Origin of the sequence: Accumulibacter sp. (assembly GCF_032229525.1) — a bacterium.
Classification (GTDB): Bacteria; Pseudomonadota; Gammaproteobacteria; order Burkholderiales; family Rhodocyclaceae; genus Accumulibacter.
Map to the genome: position 1 here is coordinate 1 of NZ_JAVTWB010000128.1, position 8,192 is coordinate 8,192.

Genomic DNA, 8,192 nt, shown 5'->3' on the forward strand with positions numbered 1-8,192 from the left:
CTCGCCGGCGAGCGGGTGTCGATCGTCGGCGCTTCGGGTTCGGGCAAGAGTACGCTGCTGCATCTCCTCGGTGGGCTGGATGCGCCAAGCGGTGGCAGCGTCCAGTTGATGGGGCACGACCTGAGCACGATTGGCGACGCCCAGCGCGGTACCCTGCGCAATCGCCACCTCGGTTTCGTCTATCAGTTCCATCATCTGCTGGCCGAGTTCACGGCGCTGGAGAATGTCGCCATGCCGCTGATCATCCGGCGCATGCCGAAGGCCGAAGCGGAGGCCCGCGCGGCGACAGTGCTCAGCGAAGTGGGATTGAGCCACCGCTTGCAGCACACGCCGTCGGAACTGTCGGGCGGCGAGCGCCAGCGGGCGGCAATCGCCCGCGCGCTGGTCACCGAGCCGGCCTGTGTGCTCGCCGACGAGCCCACCGGAAACCTGGACCGGCAGACAGCCGCGGGTGTCTTCGAGTTGATGCTGGCGCTGAACCGTTCGCGGCAGACGAGTTTCGTGATCGTCACCCACGACCCGGCGCTGGCTGGACGTGCCGAACGCATCCTGACCCTGACTGACGGACGGCTGCAAGCTTCCTCCGCTTGACGTGCTGGCTGTCGTGGCTGTTGCGGCTCAAGTTCCGCTGGTCGCTGCCGTTTACGCGAGAGTGTTATCACCTCAAGAAAGTCGAAAATGCGAATCCTGTTTGTCCCGGCCATCGCGCTACTCAACCGTCTTGGCTACACCACCAAGTTCGCCATCATGGGCGTGCTGGCCCTGGTGGCGATCAGCGTCCTGGCGGTTAACCTGTACCACAGCCTGAAGCAGGTCATCCACCGCTCGCAGCAGGAGCTGGTCGGTATCGAGGTGATCAGGCCGATGGCCAGCCTGATCCAGCACCTGCAAATCCATCGCGGGTTTTCGTCGGGTGTGCTCAACGGCGACGAAAGGATGGAGTACCGCCGCGCCGCCAGCGAGAAGGGTGTCAAGGAAGCATTCAGCGCCTTGAACGCCAGCCTGCCGCCGGAACTGGCCGCCCGCGAAGCCTGGAAAAAGATCGTCGATAGCTGGGCGCTGATCGAGAAGGATGGCCTCAAGCTGAGCGTCGACGAGAATTTCGCCAGCCATACCCGCCTGATCGGGTCGCTGGTAGGTGTTCAGGGGGGCGCCGCCGATCAATACGCGCTGACCAACGATCCCGATATTGACTCGCGTTACCTGATCGATACGGTGCTTGACGCGTTGCCGGCGGCGCTCGACAGCATGGGCCAGTTGCGCGCGCTGGGCACCGGAGCGCTGTCGCTCAAGGAGCCTTTGGTATTGTCACAGCAGATCCGCTTGTCGGTGTTGCTGGGGAGTCTCAATTCGTCGGTGGCCAGTTTGCAGCGCAATCTCGAAAAGACATCGCGCTACAACCCCGACCTCCAGGCCGCGCTCGATATGGCGTCGAAGGACATGGGCGCAGCAGCCGAAAAGTTCGACAACCTGGTCACTCAGGACATTCTCACAGGACGCTACGAGACGCTCCCGGCGGTCTACTTCGCGGTGACGACACGGGCGATCGAAAAGGGCTACAAGGAAATGTTCGAGAGTCTGTTGCCGAGCCTCGAAGCACTGCTGCAACAACGGGTAGAGCGGGCGCAGCGCGACCTGAACATCAACCTCGCGGTATCCGTTCTGATCCTGCTGATTTACGTCTATGTGTCGATCGGCCTGTATTACGCAACGATCGGCAGCATCAATCGACTGGCCGCGAATGCACGAACCATCGCCACCGGCGATCTGAGCGTTGCCGTTGATCTGGGCACCCGTGACGAACTGAAGCTGGTTGGCGACAGCCTGAACGCGATGACCGCGGCCTTTCGCACGCTGATCCAGAATGTTCAGCGCAGTGCCGGCGCGGTGCTCGACGCGACCAAGGAACTGGCTTCGTCGGCGGTGCATATCACCCGCAGCAGCGAGCAACAAAGCGACGCGGCCTCGACCATGGCGGCAGCGATCGAGGAAATGACGGCAGGGATCGAGAACCTGTCGGTCAGCGCCGAGGACGCCGATCGGCTTTCCGGTCGGGCCGGCGAGTTGGCGGCCGGTGGCAGCCAGGTGGTTGGTAACGTGGTGCAGGAGATTGAGCGCATCGCCGAGGTGGTGAACCAGTCGGCGTCGATCATCACCGAACTGGGCGGGCGCTCCGAACAGATTTCGGCGATCGTCAAGGTGATCAAGGAGATCGCCGACCAGACCAATCTGCTCGCGCTGAATGCGGCGATCGAGGCGGCGCGCGCTGGCGAGGCGGGTCGCGGCTTCGCGGTGGTGGCCGACGAGGTACGCAAGCTGGCCGAGCGCACGACGCGATCGACACAGGAGATCTCGGGCATGATCGGGGCCATCCAGAGCGGTTCGCGCGAGGCGGTGGCGAGCATGAACCTCGGTGTCAGCCGCGTCACCGCGGGCGTTGCCCTGGCGACGCAGGCGGGCGAATCGCTCGGCGAGATCGGGGGCAATGCGCGGCAGGTGGTTGACAGCGTCGCGCACATTTCACACGCCTTGCGCGAACAGAGCGTGGCCAGCAACGAGATCGCGCAAAACGTCGAGAACGTGGCGCGAATGGCCGGCGAGAACTGTGCGGCCGTCGCCGGGAATGCGGGGACCGCAGTGCAGCTCGAGCGTCTTTCGGAAGCCCTCGACGCCGAGGTTCGCCGCTTCAAGCTGGCCTGACCTCGGTCAGTGTTGCCGACGGGCCTGTAGCGGGGTCCCTGCCGTACCTCAAGCCGCAGGACAGGCTGGCGTCCGGCCACCGGGGCTTCGGCCCCCCGTTGGGACGTCATGCGGCCGCTCGTCAGGCCGGCACGCGTCTACCGGGCACGCTCTGCTGAACGAATTGCGCAGCGAGCAGCGCCAGCTTGCGGACGGCAGCTTCGGTCTCTGCGAGACTGTCCTCCGATTCAATCAGGGCGAGTTGCATGCTGTCTGCCGTTCCGGCCACCTTGCCGATGTGCTGGCTGTTGGCGGTGCCGCTCTGGGCAATTTCGTCGATGGTGTCAAGGACGCCCTGCACCAGCTGCTCCGAATTGCTACGCTCCTGAGCCGTGCCTATCGCCAGATCGAGTCCGGCTTGCAACTCGCCCATACCCTGGCGCATGACGGTCGCTGAACTGTCGGCGTGCGCCTGAACCGCTTCGATCATCTGGCCGATTTGTACGGTTGCCGCACGGGTGCGTTCGGCAAGCTTGCGCACTTCGTCGGCGACCACCGCGAAGCCGCGTCCCTGCTCGCCGGCGCGCGGCGCTTCGATCGCGGCATTGAGCGCCAGCAGGTTGGTCTGGTCGGCGATGTCGCGAATCACGCCGACGATCTGGCCGATCCCGGCGCATTCCGAGCTTGCCGGTGGCACCGAACCACGGCAGCCAGTTCCGCTCGGATGGCGAAAGGGCCATCGGCGCCGCTGGCTGGGACCCGCTGTTCCCGCGCTGCGCGCTGGCGCCGCATGCTCTGCACGATCGCACGCGCAAGCTGCCGGCCACAGCGCCGCCCGCGTTGCGCCTTGCCGCTGCATCAAAACAGCGTCCTACGTCGACTGCTTCGGCTCCAGCGGCAAGGTGACGGTGAAGGTCGCGCCCTTGCCCGGTGCGCTGCTGACCTCGATCTTGCCACCGTGCCGCTCGACGATACCCCAGGTCAGCGACAGTCCCAGGCCCGTGCCCTTGCCGATCGGCTTGGTGGTAAAGAAGGGGCTGAAAACCGAAGCGAGCGCTTGTGGCTCGATGCCCGCTCCGGTGTCGCTGATCTTGACCCGCACCGCGGCATCGCCGACGCTTTCGGTGGTGATGGTGATTTCGCCGTTGCCCTCGATGGCTTGCCCGGCGTTGACCAGAAGATTCATGAACACCTGGTTGAGCTGCGACGGCAGGCAGCGGATCTGGGGCAGCGAGCCGTAGTTCCTGGTTACCGTGCAGTGGTACTTGAGCTCATTCCAGACAATGTTGAGCGTCGAATCGAGGCACTCGTGGATGTCGCTCCACTCCCAATCGGGCTTGTCGACACGCGAGAAGTTTTTGAGATCAAGGACGATCTTGCGTACGCGCTCGAGACCACCACGGGATTCACGCAGCAAGTCGGCGACGTCTTGCTTGAGGTGGTCGTAGTCGAACTCCCGCCGGAGTCGTCGTGCCTCGCCGAAAGGGTCGTCGCTGGCGGTCAGCGTCGAACCCTTCTCGTAGGCCGCGATGATCGAGAAAAGGTCTTGCAGATAGCCGTTCAGCGAGCCGAGATTCGAGCCGACAAAGGCGATCGGGTTATTGATCTCGTGCGCCACGCCAGCCGCCAGTTGGCCGATGGCCGCCATCTTGTCCGACTGCAGCAGTTGCAGATGTGCCTGTTCCAGCGCATGCACCCCTTCCACCACTTGATGGACGAGTTGCAGGTTGGCCTTTTTCAGCAAGTCGCGTGCCGCCTTGGCGTCGATCTGGGCGCGGACGCGGGCAAGGACGATGGCCGGGCTGATCGGCTTGGTGATGTAGTCTGCGGCGCCAAGTTCGAGCCCGCGCTGTTCGTCTTCGCGTGAATCGAGCGCGGTGACAAAGATCACGGGGACGCCGCGGTAGGCCGGCGATTCGCGCAGTTTGGCCAGAACGGCATAGCCATCCATGTCCGGCATCATCACGTCGAGCAATATCAGGTTGGGGAGAGGTCCGGCCTTGATCGCCGCCAGTGCCTCGCTTCCCGAGCGCGCGGATCGGACGCGAAAATGGGGCTGCAATACCGCACTCAGGACCATCAGATTCGTCGGTTCGTCGTCGACAACAAGTATCGTTGCCGCAGCACGGTCTGAGGTCTCTCGACCGGCATTCGGCTTTTCGTGCATTCCCTCTACCTTCCAAGTACGGCAGCGCGTGCCAGACATCGGGTGGTGTCGGCGTGTTGTTCGCCGAGCTTGTGATACCTGTCAGAGGCGCGCGTTCGCGCTGTCTTCTGAGCACTTCCTAAGGCCATCGAACGGGATTGCGAAGGAGCGCGTTGCATGGCCGGTGCTCCCGTTTATCGCACGTTCGTTCCCCAATATACGTGCGTTTTTCCGCTGTTTGTGCCTTGCCGGCGTACCTGGGGTGTCGCCAGGGACAAGCCGCGAAAGGAAATCGTCATTGTCGTCTGCCCGGCGAAGCCGCCGTTCGCCCTGCGCTGGCCCGTCTGACAGCGCGGGCGGCGTGTTCGCCAGTAAGGGTGCATGCAGCCAGCCAGTGGGCCAGTACGGCCAGTAGCGTCTCGGGATCGCCGGGCAGGGCGATGAGCTCGTTGATGCCCGCATTCAGGCAGCGCTGGCGATCGTCCTCGACAGCCTCCTCGGTAAAAGCCAGGATCGGTGTGCTGTGGTGGTCGGCCAACACGCGTAGCGCCCGCGACGCGTCGACGCCGCCCATGACCGGCATCTGCATGCCCAGCAAAACCAGGTCGTAAGGCCTGCCCGCCGCCATGGCCACGGCCTCGGCACCATTGTCGGCGACGTCGACGGTGATGCCGGCGGTGGCCAGAGTCGCCTGCGTTGCGCCGTCTTCGATCAGCCTGTCCACCGCCAGCAGGATGCGGATGCCGGCAAATCGTGCCTGCCGCGGGCTGTCGGCAGCAGGGGTCGGGCTGGTCGCTGTGGAGGGGGCCGGCACGACAGCGGCGGCGTGGGTGAACGAGTTTTGCTTGCCCCTGGCGAGCGCAACGGAGAACCAGAAGGTGCTGCCGCAACCGGCTTGGCTGTCGACTCCGACCTCGCCGCCCATCAATGTCGCCAGGCCGCGGTTGATCGCCAGGCCGAGGCCAAGACCGCCGAAGCGGCGCGTTGTCGAACCGTCGGCCTGCGCAAAGGCGGTAAACATCCCTGCCTGTTCGGTCGCATTGATGCCAATGCCGGTGTCCTGCACCTCGAAGCGTACGACGACGCTGTCGCCACGTTCGCCGGCCTGGCGGGCCCTGATGGTGACGATTCCATGCTCGGTGAATTTCACCGCGTTGGCGGCGTAATTGAACAGCAGCTGGCCGATTTTCATCGGGTCGCCGCGCAAGTGTGCCGGCAGGGCGGCGTCGATCTCGGTGACGATTTGCAGGCCCTTGCTCGTGGCGCGTTCCCCGATGCGGTTGAGCACGTTGGCAAAAATCTGCTCGATCTGGAGCTCCGCCTCCACCACCCGTATTTCCCCGCCCTCCAGACGGGTAACCTCGATGATGTCGTTGAAGCTGCCCAGCAGCTGCTTGGCAGCGGCGTCGACATGTTCCAGTTGCTCGCGCTGTGCGGCCTCTCTGGCGGCGTGCCGCGCGAGCTCGGTGAAGGCGATGATGGCGTTCATTGGCGTGCGGATCTCGTGGCTCATGGTCGCCAGGAAGGTGCTCTTGGCACGGCTCGCCGCCTCGGCGGCATCGCGCGCCCGCAGCAACTCCTCTTCACGGTCGTCAATTCGGTCGAGCAGGCGGTTGAAACCGTTGACCATGACGCTGAGCTCGTCGCTGCCAACGGCGCTGAGGCGGCTGGCACGCTCGCCACCATGGCGTGTACTGTCGACGAAGGCGATGAAAGCCGAGATCGGCCTGATGACGTAGCTCGACAGGGCGAAGAAGAGGAGGCCCAGGCCAACGGCCATGGCAAGCACGCCGACAGCCACCGTCCAGGCGAGGAGTTGTCGCTGTTCGGCAGCGATCAGTTGTGCGGGAAAACCGATGACGACGGCGGCAACCGGGTTACCCGTGGCATCCTGGACCGCGGCCATGGCGGCGAGATTGTTGTCGGCCAGGGCGTCGGCAGCCAGTCTCCCGGACTGCAGTGCAGAGGCGAGCGCCGCGCGTGTTCGCTGCTGGTCGCGCGGCAGGGCATCACTCTGGAAAAGCACGCGGCCGTCGGCATCGGCAACCAGGGCGTAGGCGAGGCCGTCGTTGCCCGCCACCGCCTGTGCGCACTGCTCCTCGAAGCCCTGCAGGCCGTGCAGGTCGAGGCCCAGCGAAAGGATGTGTTCGAGTTGCGCAGCCAGGCCGCGGGCGATGGCGGTCGCGCGCGATAGTTGCACCTCGGTCAAGCGAGTCGCAAAAATGGTGCTGGAGGCCCACGCGGCGGCTGCCATGGCGACGACCACGACGGTCGAGGCAATGAGCAGAATCTTGCCGCGTAGGCCCAGTTTCACTGTGCTTTGTCCCACTCGTATCCGGTCACCACCTCGGACGAAAGGAGCACGGTGGACTTGATCACCATGCCGAGCTGTTTGGCGCGCGCCAGATTGATCGCCGGATGACCCTTGACCGTCGGTTTGATGGGCAGCGACGCCGGCGACTTGCCTTCGACGAGAATGGCGCGGGCCAGGCGGCCGGCGGCCAGCCCCTGTTCGCGCTCGGAGATGGTCATCGAAGCGAGAACGCCAAAGTGTACGCGGTCGATCCAGAAGCTGGTGTCCGGCAGGGTGCCGTTCTGGCTCGCCCATTTCTGAACGTCCTGATAGCGCACGTTCTTTCCGTCGCTCCCGGCCAGGTTGAAAACACCCAGTTGCACAACGGCGTCGGCGACGGACGGGTAGCTTGCGAGCTTCTCCTTGAACTGCTCGAAGGTTTTCACCTGGTCCACGACGACCAGATCCACCCCCGGCAGGCGTCCCATCGACGCTCGCATGCGGGCGATCACCGGCGGCCATTGCGGTCCGCTATCCGAGATTACGGCCACGCGCCTGATGTTCGGCGAGAGTACCTGCAGCAGCTTCACCGATTCCACGAAGTGTTCCTGTTCCAGGACGCCGGTGACGTTGCTGGCGCCTTCCATGCCGTGCTCGCGCGGCTCCTTGTTAACGCCGCTGAAGACGAAAGGTAGTTTCTGGTTCAGGTAGTGGCGAGTGACGAACTCCTGAGCGTCGTCATCGGAGGTGTAGACCAGGTCCGGCTTCCAGTTGTCGATCAGGGCGATCGCCTCGCGGCCCTTCTGCTCCTTGGCCTCGCGGCTGCTGTTGCGCTTCACGTCCATCTGTAACACCCGGTACTCGGCGCGCACATCGCTGCCCAGCCCTTCCTTGAAGCCGGCGAATTGGCCATCGGTCCACCGCCACGGCGAGTCGAAGCTCATCACGTGCACAATCTTGAACGGCCCCTTCTCTACGGCGGGCTGGGTTCCGCCTTGAGCTTGAGCTTGAGCGGTCGCGGGCTGCGCCAGCCCGAGCAGGGCCAGCAGGCCCGTCGCAAACACGCTGCGTAAT

The 8,192-nt window shown here is 64.5% G+C and carries 6 protein-coding genes; 2 read left to right on the plus strand and 4 right to left on the minus strand.

What is annotated here, in order from left to right:
* A partial coding sequence (locus tag RUW20_RS08760) for an ATP-binding cassette domain-containing protein (protein WP_313951829.1) occupies nt 1–591 on the plus strand: 591 nt, incomplete at its 5' end.
* An 87-nt stretch (nt 592–678) separates the two neighbouring features.
* On the plus strand, nt 679–2,700 hold the full coding sequence (locus RUW20_RS08765; RefSeq protein WP_313951830.1) for a methyl-accepting chemotaxis protein: 2,022 nt from the start codon (nt 679–681) through the stop codon (nt 2,698–2,700).
* Between the two features lie 121 nt (nt 2,701–2,821).
* Here the strand turns inward: RUW20_RS08765 and RUW20_RS08770 are convergent, their stop codons facing one another.
* The 4 genes from RUW20_RS08770 to RUW20_RS08790 form a co-directional block, all read right to left on the minus strand.
* Nucleotides 2,822–3,376 carry a methyl-accepting chemotaxis protein gene (locus tag RUW20_RS08770; protein WP_313951831.1) on the minus strand — a complete coding sequence of 185 codons (555 nt, stop codon included), beginning with the start codon at nt 3,374–3,376 and terminating at the stop codon, nt 2,822–2,824.
* Nucleotides 3,377–3,550: 174 nt separating this feature from the next.
* Nucleotides 3,551–4,846, minus strand: coding sequence for a response regulator (locus RUW20_RS21665; RefSeq protein ID WP_409559330.1), 1,296 nt, complete (start codon nt 4,844–4,846; stop codon nt 3,551–3,553).
* Nucleotides 4,847–5,120: 274 nt separating this feature from the next.
* Nucleotides 5,121–7,139 (minus strand): ATP-binding protein, encoded by a 2,019-nt coding sequence (locus RUW20_RS08785; RefSeq protein WP_313951832.1) that lies wholly within the window; start codon nt 7,137–7,139, stop codon nt 5,121–5,123.
* The coding region (locus RUW20_RS08790) for an ABC transporter substrate binding protein (RefSeq protein ID WP_313951833.1) at nt 7,136–8,192 on the minus strand (1,057 nt) is incomplete at its 5' end. The genes RUW20_RS08790 and RUW20_RS08785, both read right to left, overlap by 4 nt.